Origin of the sequence: Agarivorans sp. JK6 (assembly GCF_045277145.1) — a bacterium.
GTDB classification, from domain to species: Bacteria; Pseudomonadota; Gammaproteobacteria; order Enterobacterales; family Celerinatantimonadaceae; genus Agarivorans; species Agarivorans albus.
Window position 1 is genome coordinate 54,122 of record NZ_CP113525.1, and the last position, 25,876, is coordinate 79,997.

Annotated in this window: 23 protein-coding genes; 7 read left to right on the plus strand and 16 right to left on the minus strand. The window is 46.6% G+C overall.

The annotated features are described in order from the left end of the window. The 7 genes from OV592_RS00260 to OV592_RS00290 all read right to left on the minus strand — a co-directional run bounded on the left by OV592_RS00260 (position 1) and on the right by OV592_RS00290 (position 7,320). The gene (locus OV592_RS00260) at positions 1 to 828 is read right to left on the minus strand and encodes a hypothetical protein (RefSeq protein ID WP_406610003.1); all 828 of its coding nucleotides are present in this window, start codon (positions 826 to 828) and stop codon (positions 1 to 3) included. A 41-nt stretch (positions 829 to 869) separates the two neighbouring features. After that, a complete protein-coding gene (locus tag OV592_RS00265) occupies positions 870 to 1,472 on the minus strand; it encodes a TetR/AcrR family transcriptional regulator (RefSeq protein ID WP_406610004.1) in 603 nt (200 codons plus the stop codon). A 278-nt stretch (positions 1,473 to 1,750) separates the two neighbouring features. Next, positions 1,751 to 3,865, minus strand: a complete 2,115-nt coding sequence (locus OV592_RS00270) for a substrate-binding domain-containing protein (RefSeq protein ID WP_406610005.1) — start codon at positions 3,863 to 3,865, stop codon at positions 1,751 to 1,753. 146 nt (positions 3,866 to 4,011) lie between these two features. Further along, positions 4,012 to 5,037: a GGDEF domain-containing protein gene (locus OV592_RS00275; RefSeq protein WP_152783982.1), complete on the minus strand. Its 1,026-nt coding sequence runs from the start codon at positions 5,035 to 5,037 to the stop codon at positions 4,012 to 4,014. Positions 5,038 to 5,174: 137 nt separating this feature from the next. Then, a complete protein-coding gene (locus tag OV592_RS00280) occupies positions 5,175 to 5,471 on the minus strand; it encodes a hypothetical protein (RefSeq protein WP_016403831.1) in 297 nt (98 codons plus the stop codon). Positions 5,472 to 5,697: 226 nt separating this feature from the next. Continuing rightward, complete coding sequence (gene asd / locus OV592_RS00285) at positions 5,698 to 6,807, minus strand: aspartate-semialdehyde dehydrogenase (protein WP_406610006.1); 1,110 nt, start codon at positions 6,805 to 6,807, stop codon at positions 5,698 to 5,700. 168 nt (positions 6,808 to 6,975) lie between these two features. After that, on the minus strand, positions 6,976 to 7,320 hold the full coding sequence (locus tag OV592_RS00290; RefSeq protein ID WP_016403829.1) for a hypothetical protein: 345 nt from the start codon (positions 7,318 to 7,320) through the stop codon (positions 6,976 to 6,978). Positions 7,321 to 7,666: 346 nt separating this feature from the next. On the opposite strand from OV592_RS00290, the gene OV592_RS00295 reads away from it, so the two are divergent. The 3 genes from OV592_RS00295 to OV592_RS00305 are packed head-to-tail and all read left to right on the plus strand — an operon-like array spanning position 7,667 to position 10,962. Then, a complete protein-coding gene (locus tag OV592_RS00295; protein ID WP_406610007.1) occupies positions 7,667 to 9,103 on the plus strand; it encodes an ATP-binding protein in 1,437 nt (478 codons plus the stop codon). Beyond that, positions 9,093 to 9,614, plus strand: coding sequence for a hypothetical protein (locus OV592_RS00300; protein ID WP_016403827.1), 522 nt, complete (start codon positions 9,093 to 9,095; stop codon positions 9,612 to 9,614). The genes OV592_RS00295 and OV592_RS00300 overlap by 11 nt, the downstream gene beginning before the upstream one ends. Further along, positions 9,601 to 10,962, plus strand: coding sequence for a sigma 54-interacting transcriptional regulator (locus OV592_RS00305; protein ID WP_152783974.1), 1,362 nt, complete (start codon positions 9,601 to 9,603; stop codon positions 10,960 to 10,962). The genes OV592_RS00300 and OV592_RS00305 overlap by 14 nt, the downstream gene beginning before the upstream one ends. On the opposite strand, the gene OV592_RS00310 is transcribed toward OV592_RS00305, so the two are convergent. After that, the gene (locus tag OV592_RS00310) at positions 10,959 to 12,182 is read right to left on the minus strand and encodes a dicarboxylate/amino acid:cation symporter (protein ID WP_220719589.1); all 1,224 of its coding nucleotides are present in this window, start codon (positions 12,180 to 12,182) and stop codon (positions 10,959 to 10,961) included. The genes OV592_RS00305 and OV592_RS00310 overlap by 4 nt on opposite strands. Before the next feature lie 240 nt (positions 12,183 to 12,422). Between OV592_RS00310 and OV592_RS00315 the strand changes: the two genes are divergently transcribed. Beyond that, a complete protein-coding gene (locus OV592_RS00315) occupies positions 12,423 to 13,673 on the plus strand; it encodes a leucine-rich repeat-containing protein kinase family protein (RefSeq protein ID WP_406610008.1) in 1,251 nt (416 codons plus the stop codon). Between the two features lie 55 nt (positions 13,674 to 13,728). On the opposite strand, the gene OV592_RS00320 is transcribed toward OV592_RS00315, so the two are convergent. Both OV592_RS00320 and OV592_RS00325 read right to left on the minus strand, forming a co-directional pair. After that, positions 13,729 to 14,232, minus strand: a complete 504-nt coding sequence (locus OV592_RS00320; protein ID WP_406610009.1) for a hypothetical protein — start codon at positions 14,230 to 14,232, stop codon at positions 13,729 to 13,731. Between the two features lie 86 nt (positions 14,233 to 14,318). Next, complete coding sequence (locus tag OV592_RS00325; protein ID WP_406610010.1) at positions 14,319 to 14,837, minus strand: hypothetical protein; 519 nt, start codon at positions 14,835 to 14,837, stop codon at positions 14,319 to 14,321. Between the two features lie 259 nt (positions 14,838 to 15,096). Here OV592_RS00325 and yeiP point away from each other — a divergent pair, with 259 nt between their 5' ends. The 3 genes from yeiP (at position 15,097) to OV592_RS00340 (ending at position 16,967) form a co-directional block, all read left to right on the plus strand. Further along, positions 15,097 to 15,669, plus strand: a complete 573-nt coding sequence (gene yeiP, locus OV592_RS00330; protein ID WP_016404048.1) for an elongation factor P-like protein YeiP — start codon at positions 15,097 to 15,099, stop codon at positions 15,667 to 15,669. A 68-nt stretch (positions 15,670 to 15,737) separates the two neighbouring features. Continuing rightward, entirely contained in the window at positions 15,738 to 16,592 is an 855-nt protein-coding gene (locus OV592_RS00335) for a hypothetical protein (protein ID WP_406610011.1), read from the plus strand. Between the two features lie 177 nt (positions 16,593 to 16,769). Further along, positions 16,770 to 16,967 (plus strand): hypothetical protein, encoded by a 198-nt coding sequence (locus OV592_RS00340; protein ID WP_406610012.1) that lies wholly within the window; start codon positions 16,770 to 16,772, stop codon positions 16,965 to 16,967. Positions 16,968 to 17,070: 103 nt separating this feature from the next. Here the strand turns inward: OV592_RS00340 and OV592_RS00345 are convergent, their stop codons facing one another. The 6 genes from OV592_RS00345 to OV592_RS00370 all read right to left on the minus strand — a co-directional run bounded on the left by OV592_RS00345 (position 17,071) and on the right by OV592_RS00370 (position 25,761). Further along, on the minus strand, positions 17,071 to 18,996 hold the full coding sequence (locus tag OV592_RS00345; protein WP_281423303.1) for a propionyl-CoA synthetase: 1,926 nt from the start codon (positions 18,994 to 18,996) through the stop codon (positions 17,071 to 17,073). 43 nt (positions 18,997 to 19,039) lie between these two features. Further along, on the minus strand, positions 19,040 to 20,218 hold the full coding sequence (gene prpF / locus OV592_RS00350) for a 2-methylaconitate cis-trans isomerase PrpF (protein WP_406610013.1): 1,179 nt from the start codon (positions 20,216 to 20,218) through the stop codon (positions 19,040 to 19,042). 8 nt (positions 20,219 to 20,226) lie between these two features. Continuing rightward, entirely contained in the window at positions 20,227 to 22,815 is a 2,589-nt protein-coding gene (gene acnD / locus OV592_RS00355; RefSeq protein WP_406610014.1) for a Fe/S-dependent 2-methylisocitrate dehydratase AcnD, read from the minus strand. 62 nt (positions 22,816 to 22,877) lie between these two features. Beyond that, positions 22,878 to 24,005 carry a 2-methylcitrate synthase gene (gene prpC / locus OV592_RS00360; RefSeq protein WP_406610015.1) on the minus strand — a complete coding sequence of 376 codons (1,128 nt, stop codon included), beginning with the start codon at positions 24,003 to 24,005 and terminating at the stop codon, positions 22,878 to 22,880. 128 nt (positions 24,006 to 24,133) lie between these two features. After that, positions 24,134 to 25,018, minus strand: coding sequence for a methylisocitrate lyase (gene prpB, locus OV592_RS00365; RefSeq protein ID WP_152783953.1), 885 nt, complete (start codon positions 25,016 to 25,018; stop codon positions 24,134 to 24,136). Next, on the minus strand, positions 25,018 to 25,761 hold the full coding sequence (locus tag OV592_RS00370) for a GntR family transcriptional regulator (protein WP_406610016.1): 744 nt from the start codon (positions 25,759 to 25,761) through the stop codon (positions 25,018 to 25,020). Before OV592_RS00370 ends, prpB begins: the two co-directional genes overlap by 1 nt. Positions 25,762 to 25,876 lie beyond the last annotated feature (115 nt).

Here is a 25,876-nt window from a genome sequence, read left to right on the forward strand (position 1 = left end):
TTAAGGCAAAGGAATTGTTGCTAGCTTAACCGCCTCAGGTTGCTGGCGTATGACCGAAAGTAACCAAAGTTGCTCGCCGTCGCTAGCAATGGCTTGCGCGGTATCGGCTTGTTCCAATGCTATTACCTGCAGCACTTCCCCTGATTGTGGCTCAATTTCCATTAGGCTACTGAATCGAGAGCTGAGAACAAACCAACTACCTTGATGCAAAGTCATGCTGCCTAACTGATATTGAGAGAGCTGATCTTGCTGACCTGCGCGGCTTAGCTCAAAGCTTTGTTGCTGTTGACCGTCGCGGTTGCCGCGATAACAGCGTTTTAGGCCTTCGCGTTCGCAGGTATAAAGAAGTTGAGCTTGTGGATCCCAGACCAAACCTGCGGTTTTATGATGTAAGCCGTCACGTAACCATTTACGCTTATCTACAAACTTCCAGCTTTGCTCGGCTAGCTCAAAATACAATAAGCGTGCATCGCTGGAAATACCCACTAGATGATCATCTAACAAGACTAAATCGGCGATATCGCCACTGGCGGGTAACTCTTCTAGTCTGGCTTCGGTGAGTTGCGGGTTAAGGTAAGCCAGTTTTGCAGAACCAGTGACTAACACGGTTTGTGGTGCCAGCGTGCCAATTAACCAGTGCTGTTGTTTTGGCAGCCACAAAAGGCTGGCCGCATTTGGTATGCCGTTTAGTTGCGCGACTAACTGCGGCTTTACGCTGTGCTCTGCCAAAGGGCTATCTTGAAACTCACTACTTGGCGGTGGAAACATCACCAAGCCGACCAGGGTGCCAATCATTAATAAGGCGATTAAACCAATAACTTTAAACATGCTGTGCCCACCTTGGCGACATCGATAAAAAACCGTAGCTTTTATGGCTTAGGCTGGTAATAACTTAAGAACATGGCAATGCAGCTTTCTACAAGTTCTGCTTGTTCGTCAGTACTTGGCATTGGCATGCGGTTGATAATTTGAGGCCAAAAACAGCGGCCTTTTAACATCGATAAAAACTGACTACTCACCAAACTAGGGTTTTCACTTTGGATGCGTCCGTCTTTAATGGCACATTCAAACCAATAATTGATGCTGTTTTCTAAGGTAGCCATATGTTGCATGGTTGCAACCATTTGCTCTGGCATATGAATCGCTTCGGCAATCACTAATCGAGCAAGGTCGATAAACTCTGGATCGGCAAACAGCCTTAATTCTTTTTGCGCCAGTTGCTGCAGCTGCTCTGCCAAACTCAGTTGACTGGAATAGTCCATTTTTGTGGCGGCAGAAATCAAATCTAGCATCATGCTAACAATGCCAATAAACAAAGCCTGTTTACTGGGAAAGTGGTTATAAACAGTGCGTTTACTTACTTGAGCCGTTTGAGCAACGCGATCCATGCTGGTGGCGGCATAGCCACTAGCCTTAAATTCAGCGATAGCTGCATTGATGATTTGAGCGCGTTTTTTCTGGCTAAGAGTCATTGTTCAGGAAAAATTAATTTAAGCGGAATTGCTGTTGGCTGATTCTAACAAATTTAGTAAATACATGGGCTAACAAATTGCCGCTGATTGTTCATTGAAATGTCACCTGCAGGTTCGCAATAACAGCCACACTGGGAAGGAGAATTGAGCATGGGCTTTCAAGATGAACCAAGACACTGTTTTAGAGCGAGAGTGGCAATACCCACCTTATGAGCGAAGTGATATTGGTAAAAAACTAAGCGGCTTACCTCCCAGTTTACGCCAGTATTATTTGTTACTTAGTTGGCCGCTTCAGTTTGGTTTAGCGCCTGCTGTGGAATCGAGATAATAAAGCGAAAGCCTTTTTCTGGTTGGGTATCAACTTGCAGCTGCCACTGTAGTTTTTGGGTGATGAGGTTATACACAATATGCATACCTAGGCCGCAGCCTCCTTGGCCTCGGGCTGTAGTATAGAAGGGCTCAAAAATGTGGCTTACGGTTTCTTGGCTGGCGCCTTTTCCTGAATCGGCCACGATGAGTTGTGCGCCTTGGCCAGCTTTTTCGAGGGAAATACTGATTTTTCCTTCGGTTTTTCCATGGTCAAGCCCGTGAATAAGCGCATTGCCAAACAAATTAGTAATCACTTGGGCGATCGCTCCCGGATAGGTAAATACATGCAGGTTGGGCTCTAGCTGAGTATCGAGGCTAACCTTAGTGCCCTTAAGTTGATGCTGTAAGCTACGGAGAACTTTGTTGATGTAGTCGGCAAGATTGATACTGCGTTGCTCTTCGTAGCTTTGGTCTACTGCAACTTGCTTAAAGCTGGTGATAAGTTCTGCAGCGCGTTGCGCACTACTAATGATAATGTCACTGGTATTGGAGGCATCATCAACAAACTTTTCAAAATTGGCTTTGGTAAGTTGTTGGTTTTTCATTTGAGAAGCCAACAGCGCAATCTGTTCTTTAAGGTGGCTTGCTGCTAGTAAACTGTTGCCCAAAGGGGTATTTATTTCATGGGCTACACCACTGACCAAACCGCCTAAGGCGGCCATTTTTTCACTTAACTCAACTTGAGCCTGGTATTGTTTGGTTTCTTCGAGTAGCCGCTGGTGGTCAATAATGTCAGCGATTTGTGGTGCCATAAATTCGATGAATTCAGCATGCACGCCTTCGGTGAGCGCTACCATATAGCCAAAGTGCTGGTTACCACTTTTAAGTTCGCTTATCACCCATAAGCCTTGATGCGCTTTGTCGCCAATTACTTCCTCAAAGGCGGCTGGCAAGGGCGTTACCGATTCTGCTAAGGCTAGGCTGCCAGGTTGTAAGCGGTGAGCCAAATAAGTGTGGCTTTTTCCTTGTTCACTAAAGCCTTGCTGATAGATATACAGCTCAGGTATACCAAGCTCGTCTAGGGTGGGTTGAGCTTGCGTTAAAATGGTATCTAAGGTTTGTCGTTGGTGCAGTAAGCGAGTTACCGCTAGGCGCTGGGCATTGCTGTCGCGCTGTTGGATAAGCAAACGGTTTTGCTCGTCGTTGCTGCGTAGCTCTACATCTTTTGCCGGAGCTCCGGTACTCGCTCTGAGTATCGACATGGTTTCTAATTGATATTGTGCGTCGAGAGTAGCTCCATTAATGCTTTCGACCACTAGTTGCGCTGCAAGAGAGCCAGTGCGCTGAGCGGGATAAATTGCGGTGGTGAGGCTAGGGCGAATGGCATCGGCATATTCAAAATCATCAAAGCCACTTACTTTTACTTGCTCTGGAATAGCCACTTGTTGCTTATCGAGTTCTTCGATTACACCTTTGGCGCTTAGGTCATTAACACACATAATGGCATCGGGCAGACGCTGCTGCTTGGCTAGCCATTGATGGCAGAGTTTGCCTGCACCAACCGGTGTCATATCGCCATGCAGGTGTTGTTCAGGAGCGTGACTCAAACCATGTTCTGCGAGTACATCTCTAAAGGCTTTATAACGTTGCTGGGAGTCAAAATTGTTTTCTGGGCCGTCGATATACAGAATGTCTTTGCAGCCAATCTCTAGCATATGCTGGGTGAGTTGATACATGCCGCTGTAGTTATCGACCAGTACCGATGGAATGCCTGCTATCACCGATCCAACATTTACGATGGGTAGCTCACCAATCGCTTCAACTACTTTGCGCATTACCTTATCTGAGGTCTTGTAGCCTACACCGCCGCCGTATAAAACCACCCCGTCTATATCTAGTTTGCTTAATTGTTTTATAAGCCATAGATCTTTGTCTTGAAAATCTTGCTCATCAGGGAGGTAGCCAACAGGCATGAATAGGCAGCTATATAATTGCGGATCAAGACTCGTTTGAATGCCTCGAATCACCTGCTGATCGATGGTTTGAGACAAGGTTGGCAATATAATCGCAATGCGTTTTTTCATTTAGAACAATAGTTTTGGTGTTAATACCTTTCAATGTAACAAGTGAAACTGAGATTGCTGTGATTTAGCTAGGAGAATTGTTAATAAATTGTATTTTTGCGGCTTAGTGGCATGCTTCTTTTGGCAAAGAAGCATGCCGGTCACATTTAGCTAACGATAGGCATTACTCGATTGCGACCTAGCCTTTTGGCTTCGTAAAGCTGGGTATCTGCTGCATCAACAATCGCCCGAGACTTACTCACCACGTTATATTCGGCTACACCAAAGGAGCTTGTGATGTTGTCGATACGTTGGTTGGAGCGACGATCTTTAAGGCTTAGTTTCTCAATAGCTCGGCGAACCGACTCTGCTAAATGGCGCGCTGAGCGTAGGTTTGATTTAGGGCAGATAATGGCAAATTCTTCGCCGCCAATTCGATAGGCTTTTGCGCCATCGCGACATGCTTCGTTAATCCGCTTGGCAACAATTTTTAGTACTTGATCACCGAGAACGTGGCCGTAATTGTCGTTAAAGGCTTTAAAGTGATCAATGTCGGCCAGTATAATGCACAAACCTTCTGGGCTTGATTCGAACAAGTCTTTAAAGTCTGCGTCAAAGGCACGTCTATTCAACGCGCCAGTAAGCGCATCGTAGAGAGCTTCTTTCTCGGTTTCTTTAAGTTGATTTTTTAGGTTCTCGATTTCAGCTTGGGCTTTGCCTAATTGAGAGTTAAAAAAGTCGGTGCTTTGTCGAATGCTGGCGGCATCGTCGATCAGATTACGAACTAAGCCAAGCACTTGCTCTAGTGGAATGCCGTCTTCTTCAATGCGATTTAATTTGGCGAAGTTCTTATCTATGCTGGATTGGAAGGCGTTGGTATCCGAGCCGGTATCGGTCATGGTTTGTGACAGCTCGGTGGCCATGGCTTCTAGGCTATGGCGCATGCTTTTCACATCTAATTCTTCCTGGCTAGCAATATGATTTTGATAAAGGATTTGGCTGCTAGTAGTGGGAACGGTGTCGTATTCGCTAATGATTTCGTCAATGGCTGCATTTAGCTCAGGGTTTTGATCATCAACGTACAAATACCATAAGGCATAGTTGCTAGGTGTGGCAGGAATTTGATGCTTCATCATCAAAGGCACTGCCTTTTTTAAATTTAGGGTCGCTTTTTTTAAAATTTTATCGCTCATATGAGCTCCATCGATACTCGTTGCTTAACGCCATTCGCAGCCTGCTTATTTGGCGTTGTAAACAATACGGCTTTTGTTAATCAATAATGAACCAACAGGAGCCGAGTAAGCTCCTTCATTCGAGGTTATCAAACTTACTATGAAGCCTCGGGACACTGGTAAACATGTGCGCTAACTAACTCTGGCTCTGCTGTAGTTAAAGGAATCAGTTGCACTGCATTACCTTTAAGGCTAATAACCCGCTGGCTTAACTCTTGTTTGCCGCTATCGCTGTCTAAACTTTGCGGGTCTACGTTAAATACCCCTAGAATATTGCAATCAACCACATCGGTTGATTTCTCGGTAATCATCACACCTTGGTTTTGTTCAGGAGCAGAGCTTGAACAAGCTCCCAGTAAGGCAATGGCGCTGGCAACAAGGAGAGTTTTTTTCATCGCGATTCCTACAATTTCAACGAATTAGTAAATAAAGGATATTTTTCTTATCAATAGCTTAGTAAATTTTGCTCAGCTATGAAAACAATTTGCTGCTTAATTGTTGTTTGTGTTGCGCAAGGGAGAAAATGGCCCAGCCTAAAATCCCAATTTGTAACTTGCTGAGCTAATGAAAAGCAAAAAAAAGCCCAGTTGATTAACTGGGCTTTATCGATTTTAAACTTGCTTACTTGCCAATTAAGATGCGCAACATACGGCGTAGCGGTTCTGCTGCGCCCCATAGCAATTGGTCACCCACGGTGAAGGCCGAAATGTATTCGGGGCCCATGGTGAGCTTACGAATACGACCAACCGGAACACTAAGTGTGCCAGTTACTTTGGTAGGAGTAAGTTCTTGCGCTGATAATTCGCGATCGTTTGGAATTACTTCTACCCAATCATTGTGAGCGGCTAAAATTTCTTCAATCTCAGCCACTGGAATGTCTTTTTTCAGCTTAATGGTAAGCGCTTGGCTGTGACAACGCATCGCGCCAATGCGCACACATATCCCGTCTATAGGGGTTTGTTGATCGCTGGTGCCAAGAATTTTGTTTGCTTCTACTTGCGCCTTCCATTCTTCTTTACTTTGACCGCTGGCTAGTGGCACGTCAATCCAAGGGATTAAGCTGCCAGCTAACGGTACGCCAAATTGATCGGTAGGGAAGTCGTCACTACGCATTTTATCGGCCACTTTGCGGTCGATATCAAGAATGGCAGACGCTGGATCGGCTAACTCTGTGGCTACATCGTCACGAATCTCGCCCATTTGGCTGATTAATTCACGCATGTTGCGCGCACCAGCGCCAGAAGCTGCTTGGTAGGTCATTGGGCTAACCCATTCGATAAGGTCTTTTTCGAACAATCCGCCAATGGCCATCAATAACAATGAAACGGTACAGTTACCGCCTACATAGGTTTTTACACCCTTGCTTAAGGCTTGGTCAATCACGTCACGGTTTACTGGGTCTAATACAATAACTGCATCATCTTCCATACGAAGTGCTGATGCTGCATCAATCCAGTACCCGTCCCAACCACTTTCGCGTAGTTTAGGGTAAACGTCTTTGGTGTAATCACCACCCTGACAGGTGATAATGGTGTCCATGGTTTTTAGGCTGTCGATATCGAAGGCATCTTGCAAGATGGTTTCGCCGGTGCCAACATCTGGACCTGCAATACCTACTTGAGAAGTACTAAAAAAAACCGGAGCTATGTGGGCAAAATCGCTCTCTTCGCGCATACGCTGCATTAACACGGAACCCACCATGCCGCGCCAACCAACCAAACCTACTTTCATGGTCCGTTTTACATCCTTTATTTTATGATCTTTGTGTTTGCTGTTTGGCTAAACAAGTGCGTTTAGCCAATCTTTGAGATTACCATTGGCAAGCCCTTAACACTAGCGCTTATCAAAGAAAATTGAGCGCTTTTCGACCACTATTTGCGAAGATGATTGCTGCGCTTTTTAACGTGGGCTAGTTGGAAAGTTAACCACTTTGGGAGATTGGCGCTGATCTTCGCTAATGTTTATGTTGCGGCTGCGGCGCTTTCCTTGGGAATAGCGGTCGTAGCAAGCATCGGTAATGCCCATTTCTTGGCAAAATTGTACGAAGCTGGCAAAGTCCTTACCGCTAAAGGCGTTGTCACTGCGGGTGAGTTGGCTGTCGATGTAGGCTTGGGTGCCGTTAAAGTTGATATTGGCGCAGGCATCATAGGGTTGCCCATATTCACTTACTCGGATAGCGCGCACCATTTTTATTTCGAAAATCCAATCGCCAATTCTTAAACAACGTTGATCAAACTGTTCCATTTTGATTCCTTTAGCTAAATAATTTGGCGAGATAATAAGAAGCCGCTCACCCTAAACCCTGTGAGCTACAGCACAAATTAAGCCAAAAATTTAGCACTTAAAAATCAAAGCCTTAGTTATAGAGGTGACAAAAAGTGTCGCTGATTGGCGACAGTGGTGGGAAAATTTGCGGTTTAAATCTAGCCTACTAGCAACAAAAGTTTACACTTGTACCTTAAATCAGAGACTTAGCTTGGTTATTTATCATATGTAATAACTGTCTCTGATTGGCGACAGTGGGATTTTTGTGCATCTCTGGCATTATAGTCCGCTGTTTGGATTGTTGTTCCTCGCTAGGGATAGTTGTTTGATTAATTTTCGCGTGCTGGCCTCTATTCGCCGGCTTAGCTTTTGGGCCTTAGCCACCTTGGGGTTGCCCTTACTACTTAGTTTATTGCTTGCCTCTTATTATTTGCAACAAGTGTCTATGCAAGGCCAGCAAACCGCGTTTTTGTCGGCGCAAGTGGTGTCGGCAAGTAAACGTTTAGATGAGTCTTTATTAGATTTAGAACGCAGTGCGCGGCAATTTAGAGTTCTTGCCGATGAAAATCGTTTAAAGCTTTATCAACGCCAGTGGCAACGGGTATCTAAGGGTTTGTTTGAGCTGCGTACTGGCACGGAAGATAAAGAGCTATTGCAGATTGTTTATGAATTAGAGCAGCAACTGCAATCTTTAAGTGAGCTAATGGAGAGCCCTCAAGCCCTACAAAGAGTGGCTCTAAATATACAATTTAAGCGCTTTGCTAGCTTAAGTCATCGCTTTGACCAACGCAGTCAAAGTTTAATTAATGAACTGGCTATGGCTTTGCAAGATACCACGCAACAGGCTCAGCAACGTTTGTTGTTTAGCATGATAAGCCTGCCTTTTGCCTTGGTCGCAGCGGTATTGCTGGTATTGGTTATTACTCGGCCCTTGCAACAGTTACGGCCACAAATAGCCCGTTTAAAGTCGGGTGAGTTTGAGCAAGCCATTAAGGTAAGTGGCGCTACCGAAGTGATGGCGATTGCCGATGCCTTGGATGATATGCGTTTAAGGCTATTGAGTTTAGAGCAGCAAAAAACCGCTTTTATTCGACATATTTCGCATGAGCTAAAAACTCCGTTGGCGGCTATTCGTGAAGGCAACGAACTGCTCTATGACAACAGTGCAGGACCACTTAACGCTCAGCAGCAGGAAATTACCGAAATACTGCGCGATAGCAGTTTGCGCTTGCAGCAGTTGATTGAAGCTTTGCTGGATTTTAATTTGCTGTTGGATACCCCAGGTGAACAAGTTCATCACCCAGTGGACCTAAAGCCACTTATTGAAAAAGTGTTGGCAAGCCATCGCTTGAGCCTGTCTAGCCGGGGTTTAAACCCTAAGATAGAGTTGGGAGAGAGCTGTGTGATGGCCAACCAAGAGCAGCTCCGAGTGATCGTCGATAACCTATTGTCGAACGCAATCAAGTTCTCGCCACAAGCGGGGGTGATAAAACTGGGCTCGTTTGCCACGGTAAACGGGGTAAGTTTATATATTGATGACGAAGGTGAAGGCATTGAAGATGAGCTACAGCAACGGATCTTCCAACCCTTCGTTCAAGGAAAAACCGCTAAAGATCCGCGTTTAAAAGGCAGCGGTTTAGGTTTAACCATTGCCAAAGAGTTAGTTGAACGGCAACACGCCAGTTTGCGCTATCAGCGCTTAGAACAAGGCAGTCGATTTGTCGTAGAAGGTTTACAAGGAAGCGAGTTAGATGAAAGTTAAATTGTACGTAATGCTGCTTAGTATGGTAACGCTAATGCTTAGCGGTTGTGAGTTAACCCGCCCCAACCAACCAGTGGTGCCTGTTAGCGACGCTCAGCAACTTGAGTTAGGTAAGTTTGACCCAGCGGCCTATTATTTAAACCTTGAAAGCCTTAGTGAAGATCAAATATTCAACGAGTTAGAGCTGTTATTACTGGATCCGCAGCAGGGTAATAATGGTATTAAACTTGGCCTAATATATGCCTATAAGAAGTCACCAGTGAAGAATCCGCACCGCGCTCATGCGCTGTTTAATAAGGCGTTAGCTAGCGAGCAAGTATTTGCCCAACGTGGCATGCTGGTGGCCTTAAACGACCAAATTGCGGATAGCTTGCGTTGGTTACATAAATACGAAGATCTCGCTTCTACCCAGCAGCAGCAAGAAGATTTACTGCAGCAGCAAATTGGGGCATTAAAAATGCAGCTAGATGAACTCACGCGAATTGAGCAACAACTAAATGAACGAAATTAATCATCAAGGCGGAAAGCTACTGGTTGTCGATGACGACCCCAGCCTACTACGTCTGATAAGCCTGCGATTACAATCAGCCGGATATGAAGTGCACGCTGTTGCCAGCGCCAAAGAAGCTTTGGCAGAGTTGGAAAGCTACCCGGCCCAGCTGGTTATTAGTGATGTACGCATGGACGGTATGGACGGCCTCGCTTTGTTTAATGCAATAAAGCAGTTGTACCCCAGCTTGCCGGTGATGTTACTTACCGCTCACGGTAATATTCCCGATGCTATTGCGGCCACTCAACAAGGTGTATTTGGCTATTTAACTAAACCTTTCGATAGCCAAGAATTGCTGGCAAAAGTGGCTGACGCTTTACAACTTCAGCCAAATATTGCGGAAGGTGAAAGCCAACAGCCTCAGGCTAGCTGGCGCAGTGACATTATTAGTCGTAGCCCAATAATGGATGTGCTGATCAAGCAAATTCAACAAGTTGCGCCCAGCGATGTAAATATCATGATTCAGGGTGAAAGTGGCTCGGGTAAAGAGTTGTTGGCTAAGGCGATTCATCAGGCTAGCCAGCGTCACCAAGGCCCATTTGTTGCGGTGAACTGTGCCGCTATTCCCGAAGGCTTGTTTGAGTCTGAGTTATTTGGTCATGCCAAAGGCGCGTTTAGTGGTGCAGCCAATGCTCACCCTGGCTTATTTCAAGCAGCTAACGGTGGAACCTTATTTTTAGATGAAATCGCGGATACGCCCTTAAGTGTGCAAGTTAAATTACTGCGTGCTTTGCAGGAGCGGGAAGTCCGTCCGGTGGGTTCAACCAAGAACATTCCAGTTGATGTGCGAATTGTCTCGGCCACCCACCAAGATCTATATCAAGCAGTGCAGCAACAAGAGTTCAGGGAAGATCTCTATTATCGTCTTAATGTGGTGGAGCTGGGCTTGCCGCCATTAGCCAAGCGCCGAGAAGATATTCCTTTATTGGTGCATCATTTCAGCCAGCAAATTGCCGATCGCCAAGGCAGTGCGCTAAAAACCTATTCTCCAGAAGCCATGTCTAGCTTGGTGTCGGCGCGTTGGCCTGGCAATGTTAGGCAGCTAATGAATGTGGTTGAGCAAACCAATGCCTTATCTACTGGGCCGTTGATTCCGGCGCAGCTGGTTCAACAAGCCTTGCGTGAAAAGGCCGAGTTGGTGAGTTTTTCTCAGGCTAGGGATGAGTTTGAGCGAGGTTATTTAGCGCGCTTATTGCGCCTAACTCAAGGTAACGTGAGTCAGGCAGCGCGCTTAGCGATGCGTAATCGCACCGAGTTTTATAAGTTACTGGAGCGCCATCATCTGCGCCCCGAATCGTTCCGTGCTTAAAGGTGCTTTTCGTTAAAACGATCAACAATCACAGCACAAGCTGCATCGCCAGTGATGTTTAACGAAGTACGGATCATGTCGAAAATACGGTCCAATGCAAACAATAGTGGTAGGCCTTCAATAGGAATGCCTGCTGCTAGCAATACCGCGACGACCAAGAACGACGGGCCTGGCACACCTGCTTGACCAATTGCCCCCAAAGTAGCGGTAAAAATAATTGCCGCATAAGCTGCTAAGCCTAAGTCTACTTGGAACATTTGCGCAAAAAACACCGCCACTAAACCGTAGTAAATAGCATTACCACTCATGTTAATGGTTGCCCCTAAAGGCAGTACAAAAGAGGCTGTCGCTTTAGAAACTTTTAGTTCCTCTTCTACTACTTCCATGGTAACCGGCAGGGTTGCCATAGACGATGACGTTGAAAGCGCCACTGCTTGAGGCTTTTTCATAGCACTCATAAACTCACGCACCGACATCTTAGAGAACAGCTTAATGGTGAGTGGGTAGAAGACAAAACCGTAGATTAGAATAGCTGCTACATATACAGCAAACAGCTTAGCAACTAGGCCTAGCATGGCAAAACCAAAGGTACCTACCGATTCAGCCATAAGACCAAATACACCAAGTGGCGCAATTAGCATGACTACGTTGATCATCCAAATAAAGGCACGAATAACAGTGTCTAAGCCGCTCATGATAGGAGCTGTTTTATCGCTAGGTTGCTTAGATAAGGCAATACCGAAGAACAAACAAAACACCATGATCTGCAGAATATTTGCATCCATTAACGAGGCAAAAATGTTTTCTGGGATCATGCCGATTACGGTTTCCATTACACCTGGTACGCCACCTTTATCGGCGTATTCGTTAGAAAACATATCGCTAGCTTGGCTTAAGTCTAAACCGGTACCTGGCTGGAATAGTGAACCCATGACTAAGGCGAGTGCCACAGCAACCGCTGAGGTAGCCATAAAGAAGCCAAAGGTAGAAATGCCAATTTTACCTGCAGCAGGGCTGTTACCAAGGTTGGCTGCGCCAGAAATAATTGACACGCCAATGAGTGGAATAACCAGCATTTTAATTAAATGGATGAAGATCGCGCCAAGTGGGGCAAATATAGCAGCTTGCTCACCCATTACTGCGCCAACTACCGTACCAATAATCATTGCGATGACTACTTGTACGCCAATATTTTTATAGAGTGGTTGTGCTGTGTCCATCAAGTTTCCTGTTGTGAATAGTGTTATCAGTGCAATTGATGGTCGCGAATTGTACTGCATAAAAGCCATAAAGTAATCACATATACCTGTTTTTGATTAATTTTCAGTTTTATGTGTTGCTGGTGATGTTGGGGAACGGGCAGCTATTTGAGGTGTAATTGCGCTTCTATTGTTAAATAGTTCACTATCGGTTTTTCAACAGGCTATTATGTCGCACTTTTATCATTTAGTTTTCCTAGCATGCATACTTTAGAGCAACTTCGTTCCGGCCAACTACGCCAACACACTCGCATCAATATCAAAGATAACCTAGAGCAACTGCCAGAAGAGTTTGCTGAGTATTGCCCACAAGTCGAGGTGCTGGACTTAAGTGACAATCAATTGAGCGCCTTACCTGAATCACTTAGCCAATTGCAAAACTTGCGAATAGTGTTTGCCTCAAATAACCAGTTTGAAGTACTGCCAGAGGTGCTGGGGCGCTGCGCTAAGCTAGATATGATAGGTTTTAAATCAAATTGTATTCGCCACGTATCTGCAGCAGCACTGCCGGCAAAGTTGCGTTGGTTAATTCTTACCGACAATCAAATTGAAAGCTTGCCCGAACAACTGGGTGAGTGTAGCGAGCTACAAAAGTGTGCCTTGGCGGGCAATCGCCTTACAACCTTGCCAAAATCAATGCAGCACTGTCACAAATTAGAACTACTGCGTGTATCCGCCAACCAACTGGCTAGCTTTCCTACTCAATTATTAGCGCTTCCGCGCTTGGCGTGGCTGGCGTTTGCCGGAAACCCTTTTTGCCAAGGTTTTGAGCATGGATCTGGTTTAGCAAAATATTCACTTGAAGATTTTGTGTTTGATAAAGTTCTGGGACAAGGCGCATCGGGCGTTATTTCTCTCGCTCACCCTAAACCCGGTGTAGCGCTACCCAGCAGCGTGGCTATTAAAGTGTTTAAGGGAGAGCTTACTAGCGACGGTTATCCAAGTGATGAGCTAGACGCCTGTTTGCATGTAGATCAGCACCCAGCCTTGGTTAATTTTATTGGTCAAATTAGTGAGCCCGATTGCTCTGCGGTGGTAATGAAACTGATTCCCGAGCATTTTAGCAATTTAGGCCAGCCACCTAGCTTAGCGACTTGTACGCGGGATACTTTTTTACCGGAACAGCAAATGGGCATTGCGGCAATTGCCAAGATTGTGGAGCAAATGCAAAGTCTACTGCAACACTTGGTTGAGCATCACATGTGCCACGGAGACTTGTACGCACATAATGTGCTGGTGGATGACAATTACAACATTGTACTGGGAGATTTTGGTGCTGCTTCGCATTACGAATTTTTACCGCAAGCAATACAAGCAAAACTAATGCGCGTAGAGCAACGCGCATTAGCGTTTTTTATCGAAGACATGCTGAGTATTTGTAGCCTAAATGAGCAAGCCTCAAATACCTATAAGCAACTTAAAAGCCAAGCAAAAGAGCTGCTTGGCTTTTAAGGTATGGCTTTGTGAGTGTCGCTGTATAATAGCGACCACACCTTATGAAAGCCGCTTATTGTTGGTTATTTAAGGTTCTACAGTGGCTAATAAACTCGTGGGCTTCTGCATTATCTGATGGGAAGCGCATCTCTAGATCTGTCTCTATGAGCTGTGGCTTTTGTTCATCAATCGCTATGCAGTAGTGCTTATCGTTATCTTCTTCAAAAATGGTATGCGTATAAAGAAAGTTTTGGTCCTCATCGTATAAGTCGAAGGTATTGCTTGCCCCATAACTCACACGAAATACTGCATATTGATAAGCTGGATTGTTCGCGTCATCTAAAGGTTCTTCACCATCAAGGCGTTGATTTAATGTAACGTTCACCTGTTCAACGCCGTTCGCTATTAACAAGCGCTTAAAGTTGACCGTATCGTTGTTTGCTACATCTTCAGGGAAAGATTGTTGTGAAGGGTAAAATGTTAGAAACACGCGGTTGAGATCATCGGTTTCAGATGAATCATTACAGGCCGTTAAGCCTAAGGTTAATAGCAGTGCGCTAAGTAATCGACAGGTCATGTGCTTTCCTATTTATAGTTTTTCACATCCTGTGGGCTGGCTTCCTTAAGAGACGCTTCAAAAAGTTTGAGGCGTCATCTTCAGTTTTATTCGGCTTTTTCTTCCACGCCTTCATTAATTGTTCGGCAGGCTAAAATGAACTCGTGGGCTTCTTTTTTGGTTTCGGCAATTTTAACGGGCGAGTCCACTACTAGCTCAAATTTGCTCATGTAGATACTGGGTAAGCAAAGGTGGCGCTGGGTCATATCTGCGAAGATATCGATGTTATATAAAAACTCACCGCCCTCAGAGTAAACGTCTAAGGTAGTACTGCCTAAAAAATCAATTAAGAAAGTAGCGTTTTGGGTGGCATCTTCACCGTTGATTCTCGGTTGCTCACCATCACGACGCTGGTTAATGGTGATGCTTTGCGCGGGTGACCCGCCGTCAGCTCTAAAGTGACGTTTTTGAGTAATTGTTTCAGTGTCGCCAGCAGAACCAGGGAAAGACGTTGCAGGAGGGTAAAAAGTGACAGCAATTTGGCTTCTGGGTTGGTCATCTTCAACAGAACAAGCCATCAATAAAGCAGACAGTAGCGCAACAGCAGCAATACGCGGGGACAACATTTAAACTCCTAAATAAGCAACAAGGCTAACTTTCCTGTTAGCTATTATCGTCCCTGAGTAATTACCGAGCTTTTTACAGAAAGCGTTTAACAGACGCAAGTGAAACTTTTAATTGTTGGCTAACTATCGGTAATTATTTTAGTTTTTGCGAGATTAATAACACAAAGCTTACTAATTGCTTAGCTCTAGGTCCGCCAACGGTTGCCTAAAAATCTGTACATGATATTTTCGTTGCACGATTTAGTTAAGGACTTCAGCCATGCCAAAGGCCAGTGAAATAAAAAAGAATGCCGCCATCGAACATAACGGCAAAGTGTATTTTGTAAAAGACATCGCTAAGTTAACCCCTAGCGGACGTGCAGGTGCTAGCCTGTACCGCATGCGCTTATACGATGTAGCCACCGGCGCAAAAGCTGACGAAAGCTTTAAAGCCGACGAAATGATTAACCTTGCTGATGTGAGCCGCCATCAAGTGATGTTTTCTTACATTGATGGTGACGAATATGTGTTTATGGATAACGAGGATTACACCCCTTACAACCTAAACAGCGAAACCATCGCCGATGAAATTCCTTTCATCACCGAAGATACCGCGGGTATGCAAGTGGTTACCGTAGACGGTGCTCCAGTAGCTGTAGAACTACCTGCCAGTGTTGAATTGGTTATCGTAGAAACTGATCCTTCAATTAAAGGAGCTTCAGCTAGCGCCCGCACTAAGCCTGCTATTTTAAGCACCGGCTTGTCGGTACAGGTACCTGAATACATCGCTAGCGGCGAGAAGATTAAGGTAAGCACCGCCGAGAAGAAATTTATGAGTCGCGCAGAGAAGTAACTTGCTTCGATGGAAGTTAGGTGGACAAAGCAGCTTTAGGGCTGCTTTTTTGTTTCAAGGAATGAAATGTGAGCAGTGGCAGGAGCTTTTCTAGCTCAAAATCTTATCAACTAAAAACAGCATCTATTGGTTTGGCTTTCTGGCTAGGCTTTAATTTACTAACAGGCTTAATTACCGGAGACAGAAGTTTAGATGACAATTATTTTGTTTTGTTTCTGGTTATTATTTATGTGGCCATTAAATGCAGTTACAAAGCGGTATTAGTAAATTCTTATCTTACTATTTCACGTTTTGGAATGGTCACCGCATACGTCGATTTGTACAAGCTAGAAACTGTTACTTCTAATAAAAAAGAACTCAACTTGGTGACCATGGATCAGGCGCGTTACAAGCTTAAACTTTCCAAATTACCTGAAAGTTCTCATGTTGATATTCGTAACTCAATCATACCGCTAGCTGGTGAGCGACAGCCTGTGCCTGCAGCAGTTGTTGATTTGAAAAAAGATGATAAGCGTCAGCAGGTTATTTCGGTTTTTGGCGTAGCATTTGGCTTGGTTTTAATTTTTGAAAGTATCAGTTCCATTGGTAACGGTAATCTAAACTTTGCTTCGGAAGGTTCTCGATTAAATGCTCAGTTAGTTACTTTGTTACACGGGCTTCTTGTTGCCAGCCTATTGATAGGTAATGGGCTGAGTCAGTTTTACGGCAAAACGATCTATCAGCGTATTAAGAGAGCTAAAGCCAATACCGTTGTATTAATAGCATTTATCTTATTTGGGATCACAGTAGGCCTAAATGAAAACGGTGTGTTCAATCAGCTTGAAAACCCGATATTGGCCAATGTTATCGCTATTTCTCTTACTCTAACCTTTGTTGGCTTGTTGGTCTTTGCCTATTTTTTAAAGAAAAGAACTGAGAAGTAAGTTGGCTGAGGTGAGTAAAGTTAACTGCTGTAAAAGAAATCCCGTGCGTATACATTATTTCTAGGAGCGAAATTTGAGCTTTGAGACATTACCATTACATGATGCTTTGCCAGGTCAATCTAAAGCAGCCTCCCTTGGGTTGCTTTTTGTCTTTTAGCTTGTAAACAGGTTTCGCCGTTGGCGACTTACTTTTCTTTGGCGGGCAAAGAAAAGCAAGCAAAAGAAAGCCCGCCCCACATCACCTTCATCCTGCGTTGCGCATCATCCAGCGCGCCGCGGCAACTCGCTTCGCTCAAGCAGGCCTTAGCTTCATCGCTAGATGACTTACGCTACTCGGCGGTGATGAGGGAAATTGGTGAGCACTTTAATAGTTGATACTTACTGGCGTGAGGGGGAACTTGCTGCGAGTCTGCTCTGAAAATAGTGAAACTTAGAAAATGTAAAGCAGTCTTTCGACTGCTTTTTCATATTTTTCTAACTAAATCATCGTTCTACCTTGGCGCATCAGCTCTTCAATTTCGCCTAAGCTGGCTGGGTCGTCGATGGTGGACGGGATGGCGTATTCTTCGCCGTCGGCCAGTTGACGCAACGTTCGGCGGAGGATTTTTCCGGAGCGGGTTTTAGGCAAACGCTGCACGATAATGGCTTGTTTAAAGCAGGCTAAAGGGCCAATTTCATTACGTACTTTTTGTACCAGTTCTTTGGATACCTCTTGCTCACTTTGTTGCACGCCGTCTTTAAGCACCACTAAGCCAAAGGGCACTTGGCCTTTTAGGTCGTCGTGGCTGCCAATAACCGCGCACTCGGCTACAGCTGGGTGGGCGCCAACCACTTCTTCCATTTCACCGGTTGATAAGCGGTGACCTGCTACGTTAATCACATCGTCGATCCGGCCCATTACAAACAGATAATCATCTTCATCAATGTATCCGCCATCACCAGAGACATAGTAACCGGGGAACTGTTTTAAATAGGCCGATTCAAACCTCGCTTGGTCTCCCCACACGGTGGGCAAGCAACCAGGCGGAAGCGGCAGTTTTATGGCGATAAAGCCTTGTGCCATTGGACCACACTCGTCGCCCATTTCATCCAAAATAGTAACTTGGTAGCCGGGTAGGGCTTTGGTGGCGCTGCCGGCTTTTACTGGCATACGCTCTAAGCCAAGAGGGTTACCTGCAATGGCCCAACCGGTTTCAGTTTGCCACCAGTGATCGGTCACTGGTTTGTCGGTTTTGTTGATGGTCCATTCTAATGTTGGTGGGTCTAAACGTTCGCCCGCCATGAAGATGTCTTGCAGTTGGCTTAGGTCGTAATCTTTAACCAACGCGCCATCGGGATCTTCTTTTTTAATCGCGCGAAAGGCAGTGGGGGCGGCAAACAATACTTTTACTTTGTGCTCGCTAGCAACCCGCCAAAATGCGCCAGCATCGGGAGTGCGCACTGGTTTGCCTTCGTACAAGATGGTGGTACAGCCGTAAATCAACGGAGCGTAAACGATGTAAGAGTGACCAACCACCCAGCCTACATCGGAGGCCGCCCAAAATACATCACCGGGTTTTACGTTGTACACCGCTTGCATCGAGTAGTTCATCGCAACCGCGTGGCCCCCGTTGTCGCGCACCACACCTTTGGGTTTGCCAGTGGTGCCAGAAGTATACAAAATATATAGCGGATCGGTGGCGTCTACTGGCACGCAATCAGCCGGCTCAGCTTGCTGTTGCAGTGCTTGCCAATCGAGATATTGTTGATTAAATTCAACCGCTTGCTGTGGGCGTTGCCAAACTAATACTGGGGTAGTCATCTGTTGGCTTTGCTCTAAAGCTAGGCTTACCATGGGCATGTAGTTAATGACTTTGGCGCCTTCCAGCCCGCAGCTGGCGGTAAGAATTACTTTAGGTTGGGCATCGTCTATGCGAACCGCCAACTCTTGAGCAGCAAAGCCACCAAATACTACCGAGTGAATCGCTCCAAGGCGTGCACAAGCTAGCATGGCGATGGCAGCTTGAGGGATCATTGGCATATACAGCACCACTCGGTCGCCTTTAGTGACGCCTTGGGCCGCTAACATGCCTGCGGTACTGGATACTTCATCACGCAATTGTGCGTAAGTGAATTGTTGTTTTTGTTCGGCTACTGGCGAGTCATAAATAAGCGCAGTTTGCTCCGCTCGGCCATTTTCACAGTGGTAATCCAGCGCCAAATATGCGGTGTTCATGCTGCCGCCTTTAAACCAGCGATAATTGCCGTGTTCATCTTGGCTAAGTGCTTGTTCTGGTGGGCTATACCAAGCCAGTTGTTGGGCTTGCTCTAACCAAAACTGTTCAGGTTGTTGTTTGGCGTGGTCTGCTTGTTGCTGATAACTCATAATATGCTCCTCGTCCCTAAGCTGTTTACCACTTGGCAAGGGGAATTTTTTATTAGGCTTTGCTTCGGTTACCTTAGGTAACTTAAAAGCTGTTGCTGGGCACGCGTACCCAACCTTCCATTAGTATTCTGGCGCTGCGACTCATGCTTACTTTGGTCACTTGCCATTGTTGGTCAACTTGTTGAGCTTGTGCGCCAACTTTAAGGTTGCCCGAGGGGTGACCAAAACGTACTACCTCGCGCTCGCCGCCGCCAGCAGCTTGATTTACCAAAGTGCCGGGAATCGCAGCCGCTGTGCCTATGGCTACCGCTGCGGTACCCATCATGGCGTGGTGTAACTTACCCATAGATAAAGCGCGTACACATAAATCATTGTCTTCTGCTTTAATCTGTTTGCCGCTGGAACTCTGATAGTTTTGCGACTTGGCAACAAAGGCGACTTTGGGTGTATGTTGGCGTTGAGCGGCTTGTTCCAGTGAGTCTATTAAGCCCATTTTGAGTGCGCCATGGGCGCGAATACTTTCAAACATGGCTAAGGCTTTTTCATCATTATTAATGTCTTCTTGTAGTTCTACACCGCTGTAACCAAGCTGCTTGGCATCAACAAAAATCGTAGGGATTCCGGCGTTAATCATGGTGGCTTGCAGGCTACCAATTCCCGGAACCTCTAATTGTTCGCATAAGTTACCAGTAGGAAATAAGGCCCCTTCGCCATCGGCAGGGTCAATAAAGTCAATTTGCACCTCTGCAGCCGGGAAGGTCACGCCATCTAATTCAAAATCGCCACACTCTTGCACCTCGCCATTAAGCATAGGTACATGAGCAACAATGGTTTTTTGAATATTGGCTTGCCAAATGCGGATGCTGGCAAGGCCATTCTGTGGCAGAGTAGAAGCATCTACTAAGCCTGCGTTAATGGCAAAAGCGCCCACTGCAGCGGTTAAGTTGCCGCAGTTGCCACTCCAATCTACAAAGGCCTTGTCGATAGCAACTTGGCCAAACAGGTAATCGACATGGTGATTAGGCTGCTGGCTTTTCGCTAGAATTACCGTTTTGCTGGTGCTTGACGTAGCGCCACCCATGCCATCAATTTGCTTGGCGTAAGGATCGGGGCTGCCAATCACTCGTAACAACAAGTTGTCACGTGCCTCACCCGCTTGCTGCGCTGCTTTGGGTAAGTCATCAAGCTTAAAAAACACCCCTTTACTGGTGCCGCCACGCATATAGGTGGCAGCAATGCGTTGTTGCTTAATTTGGCTCATGCTGCCTCCTATTGGCTATTTTCAAGAAAGTCTTGAGCGAAGCGCTGTAATACTCCACCGGCTTGATAAACCGAGACTTCTTCGGCGGTATCTAAGCGACAAACTACCGGTAAGTCGATGCGTTCGCCGCTGGTGCGAGTAATCACTAAAGTAAGCAATTCGCCCGGTGCAGGTGTACCAATTACATCGAAGGTTTCGCTGCCATCTATGCGATAGCTATGGCGGTTGTTACCCTTAGTAAATTCGAGCGGTAATACACCCATACCCACTAAATTGGTGCGGTGAATTCTCTCGAAGCCTTCGGCCACTATTACCTCAACGCCTGCTAGGCGTACCCCTTTGGCCGCCCAGTCGCGAGACGAGCCTTGGCCATAGTCGGCACCAGCCACAATGATTAATGGTTGCTTACGCTGCATGTAGATTTCTATGGCCTCCCACATGCGCATTACTTTGCTTTCGGGCTCTACTCTTGCCAGTGAGCCTTGCTTAACCTTGCCGCTTTCTTTCACCATTTCGTTGAACAGTTTAGGGTTGGCAAAGGTGGCGCGTTGTGCAGTTAAATGGTCACCGCGGTGAGTGGCGTAGGAGTTAAAGTCTTCTTCCGGTAAGCCCATCTTATCGAGATAAGCGCCAGCAGCGCTGTCTAACATAATCGCGTTCGACGGGGATAAATGATCGGTGGTGATGTTATCCCCCAATACCGCCAATGGGCGCATGCCTCGTAAGCTTCGCTCGCCAGCCAAGGCTCCTTCCCAGTAGGGAGGGCGGCGAATATAGGTGCTTTGTGGCCGCCATTCATAGAGAGGAGAACTGGCACTGCCATAATCGACTTTTAGGTCGAACATTGGTTGGTACACTTGGCGAAATTGCTCAGGTTTAACGCTTTGTTTAACTACTGCATCTATTTCTTCATCACTTGGCCAAATATCTTTTAGGGTAATTGGCTTACCTTGGCTATCGTGGCCTAATGCGTCTTTTTCGATATCAAAGCGAATAGTGCCGGCAATGGCATAAGCCACAACCAAAGGTGGCGATGCCAAAAAGGCTTGCTTGGCGTAGGGGTGAATACGGCCGTCGAAGTTACGATTGCCCGATAGCACCGCGGTGGCGTAGAGGTCTCGCTCAATCACTTCTTGCTGAATCTTAGGATCGAGCGCACCGCTCATGCCGTTACAGGTAGTACAGGCAAATCCTACAATGCCAAAACCCAGTTGCTCTAGTTCGGCCAACAAATTGGCATCTTCTAGGTAAAGTTGCACAGCTTTTGAGCCAGGTGCGAGGGAGGTTTTTACCCAAGGTTTGCGGCTTAAACCTAATTGATTGGCTTTACGCGCTAATAAACCTGCGGCAATAACGTTGCGTGGGTTAGAGGTATTGGTACAGCTGGTGATAGCGGCAATAATACAGGCGCCATCGGGCATTATGCCGTCAAGCTGTGGTACCGGTGAAGCAATGCCTTGGCTAGCTAAATCGCTGGTGGCTACCCGACGATGCGGATTAGACGGCCCAGCGATATTGCGGCCAACGCTGGATAGGTCGAAGTGTAAAACGCGTTCGTATTCAGCCTGTTGTAAGTCATCGGCCCACAGGCCAGTGGTTTTTGCGTAGCTTTCTACTAAGGCTACTTGCTCGGCCTCTCGCCCTGTGAGTTTAAGGTAGTCGAGAGTATTGTTGTCGATGTAAAACATGGCTGCGGTTGCGCCAAATTCTGGAGTCATATTGGAGATAGTGGCGCGGTCGCCCAAGCTTAGCTGGGCAGCTCCCTCACCATAAAACTCTAAGTAGCTAGACACTACCCCTTGCTCACGCAAGAACTCGGTAATGGCCAGTACGATGTCGGTGGCGGTAATGCCAGCTTGGCGCTGGCCAGTTAGTTCTACGCCAATAATATCGGGTAAACGCATGTAAGATGCGCGCCCAAGCATCACGTTTTCGGCTTCTAAGCCGCCCACACCAATCGCAATTACCCCTAAGGCATCTACGTGCGGAGTATGGCTGTCGGTACCCACTAATGTATCGGGAAAGGCCACACCATCTCGCGCTTGAATCACCGGCGACATTTTCTCGAGGTTGATTTGATGCATGATGCCGTTACCAGGCGGAATAACATCTACATTTTCAAAGGCGGTTTTACACCAGTTGATAAAGTGGAAACGGTCGTCATTACGGCGGTCTTCAATGGCGCGGTTCTTTTCAAAGGCATCGGTTTCAAAACCTGCATGTTCTACTGCCAAGGAGTGGTCAACAATTAGCTGGGTGGGCACCACAGGGTTTACCTTGGCGGGATCGCCGCCCTTTTCGGCAATGGCATCTCGCAAGCCTGCTAAATCGACCAAGGCGGTTTGGCCAAGAATGTCGTGGCAGACTACGCGAGCAGGGTACCAAGGAAAATCTAAGTCGCGTTTGCGCTTAATGATTTGGCTAAGCGCAGCATTGAGTTGCTCTGGAGGGCAGCGGCGTACCAGGTTTTCGGCCAGCACCCGCGAGGTATAAGGCAGGCCAGCGTAGGCACCAGCTTGAATGGCTTCTACTGCCGCGCGAGTATCAAAATAGTCGAGTTGGCTATTGGCTAGAGGTTTGCGGTATTCGGTATTCATAAGCGTTTCCACAGCAAAAAGGGAAGACAGTGGAGCACCAGGCTCCACTCACTGGCAAAAAACTAGTCGCGCTGCTCAAGCGGTACATAGCTGCGAGGCTCGCTACCGGTGTAGTCGGCGCTGGGGCGAATAATCCGGTTATTAGCGCGCTGTTCCATAATGTGTGCAGCCCAGCCGCTTACCCGCGAGCAAACAAAAATTGGCGTAAACAGTAGCGTGGGAATATTCATGAAGTGGTAAGCGCTGGCATGGAAAAAGTCTGCGTTACAAAACAGCTCTTTTTCGCGCCACATTACCGCTTCTACCCGCTCGGATACGGCATAAAGGTGTTGATCGCCAGTGGCTTCGCTTAACTTTTTCGACCAGGCTTTAATCAGAGCGTTGCGTGGATCGCTGGTGCGATAAATGGCATGACCAAAACCCATGATTTTGTCTTTGCGGGCTAACATGGCCATGATTTCAGTTTCGGCTTGTTCGGCGCTGGTCCAATTTTCAATCATCGCCATGGCGGCTTCGTTGGCGCCACCATGTAACGGCCCACGTAAGGCACCAATCGCACCCGAAACAGCAGAGTGGATATCGGAAAGGGTGGAAGCAATCACTCGGCCAGTAAAAGTGGAGGCGTTAAATTCATGCTCAGCGTATAAAATCAGTGAGCATTGCATTACTTGTTCGTGTAGCGGATCGGCTGGTTGGCCATGCAATAATTCTAAGAAATGCCCAGCAATAGACTTAGCCGAACTTTGGGTGGAGATACGCACGCCGTCGTGACTAAAGCGATACCAGTAACAGATAATGCCCGGCAAGGTCGCTAATAAACGGTCAGTGTGTTGCTGTTGCTCTGCAAAGCTGGCTTCGGTTTCTAAGTTACCCAGCATAGAAACCCCAGTACGCATAACATCCATTGGGTGAGCATCTGCGGGAATAAGCTCTAATACCGCTTTAAGCGCATCTGGCAATTCACGTAGATTGTGCAAGGTGTCGTGATACGCAGCTAGTTGGTCACGATTAGGTAGCTCGCCATGAAATAACAAATAAGCGACTTCTTCAAAGGTCGCTTGCTCGGCCAACTCACTAATATCGTAACCACAATAGGTAAGCCCAGAACCACTTTGGCCAACTGTACATAATTTGGTTTCACCTGCGCTTTGGCCTCGTAAGCCTGCGCCTCCTAAAGCTTTTTGTACCATGATGTTCTCCTTCATTCCTTTGGTTAACAAGCGTGGCGTCTGATGCGCGTATTTTTGGCTTGTTAATAGTGGCTTAGCCGCTAAATCTTGGTTTGGCTGGCTAAGTCCGTTCACGTAGTTAGGGTTTATTAATCCTGCTTAAATAATTGGTCTAGTTTTTGTTCGTAGTCGTGGTAGCCCAAGTAGTCATAGAGCTCAGCGCGGGTTTGCATGCTGTTAACAACATCACGCTGGTGGCCATTTTCACGCAAGCTACGATATACATTTACTGCTGCTTGGTTCATTGCTCTAAAGGCCGATAGCGGGTAAAGCACCATATCTACACCTACACTCGCTAGCTCTTCGCCACTAAATAGTGGGGTTTGGCCAAACTCGGTAATATTGGCCAAAATCGGCACTTTTACTGCGTCGGCAAATTGTTGGTATTGCTCAAGCGTGAGCATGGCTTCGGGGAAGATCATGTCGGCGCCAGCTTCAACATATTGGCAAGCACGTTCAATGGCGCCTCCCATGCCTTCTATTTGCAGGGCGTCGGTACGAGCCATTACCACAAAATCAGGATCTACGCGGGCATCTACTGCAGCCTTGATGCGATCAACCATTTCTTGGCTAGAAACAATGGCTTTATTGGGGCGGTGGCCACAGCGTTTTTGCGCGACTTGGTCTTCCATGTGCACGGCGGCAGCATCGGAGCGGATCATTTCTTTTACGGTGCGAGCAATATTAAATGCGCCGCCAAAGCCCACATCTATGTCTACCAGCAAAGGTAAATCACAGGCGGCGGTAATTCGGCGAACATCTTCTAGTACGTCATTCATGGTAGTAATGCCAAGATCGGGTAAACCGTATGAGGCATTGGCGATTCCGCCACCTGAGAGGTAAATAGCTTGGTGGCCTTCGCGCTGTGCCATCATGGCGCAGTAAGGGTTAATGGTGCCAACAATTTGTAATGGGTTTTGTTGGCTTACTGCTTGGCGAAAGCGTGCGCCGGGCGAGAGTTTTGAGCTGCTCATTAGTTCACTCCTTGAATTTGATTTGCCGAAGCGGTGGTTTCTAAGCTTTGGTCGGTCTGAGTATTTTGGTGTTGTTGTTCTATGGCTTTGCGTGCGCGAGCAATGTGGCGACGCATCAGTAATTCGGCGAGTTCACCATCACGATCGGCCAGTGCTTGCCAAATCGCCCAGTGTTCCTTTAATGCGCGCTCTGGGCGCGAAACTTGTTTAGCAGCTTGATAGCGATACATGCGCAGTAAATGATAGAGCTCATCACATAGTAGGTTCACTAAGCGTTGGTTCGCGCTGCCTTTTATAATCAGATAGTGAAAATCGAAATCACCTTGTTGTTCAAAATAGGCTTTACCTTGGTGTTGTTGCAGGTAACTTTGATGGTGTTCAAGTAAGGTTTTTAACTCTTCCAGCTGAATTGTCGACAATTGCTCAGCAGCTAAACGACAAGCCATACCTTCTAGCGCTTCGCGCACCGAGTAAATATCTAACAATTGCTGCTGGTTTAGTTGCACCACTCTAGCGCCAACGTGCGGAACTCGTTCAACTAATCCCATTCCTTGTAGTTTAAGGATTGCTTCACGCAATGGGCCTCTGCTAACGCCGTAATACCTTGCTAATTCAGGCTCAGAGATCTTTTCTCCTTGAGCTATTTGGCCGCTCACTATGGCTTCAATTAAAGTGTCGCTTAAGTTCTGCGAGAGTAGATTTTGTTTGTCGCTGAGCGATTTGCTGGGGCTAAGTTGAGACATATACGGGTTACACTCAGGTTGCTTGAATGTTGCACAGTGTAGATCGGATGTTGCGCTTCGATCAAACTATTGTCGACAATTTGTGCTTATACTTTAGTTTAATGGCCTTAAAAAG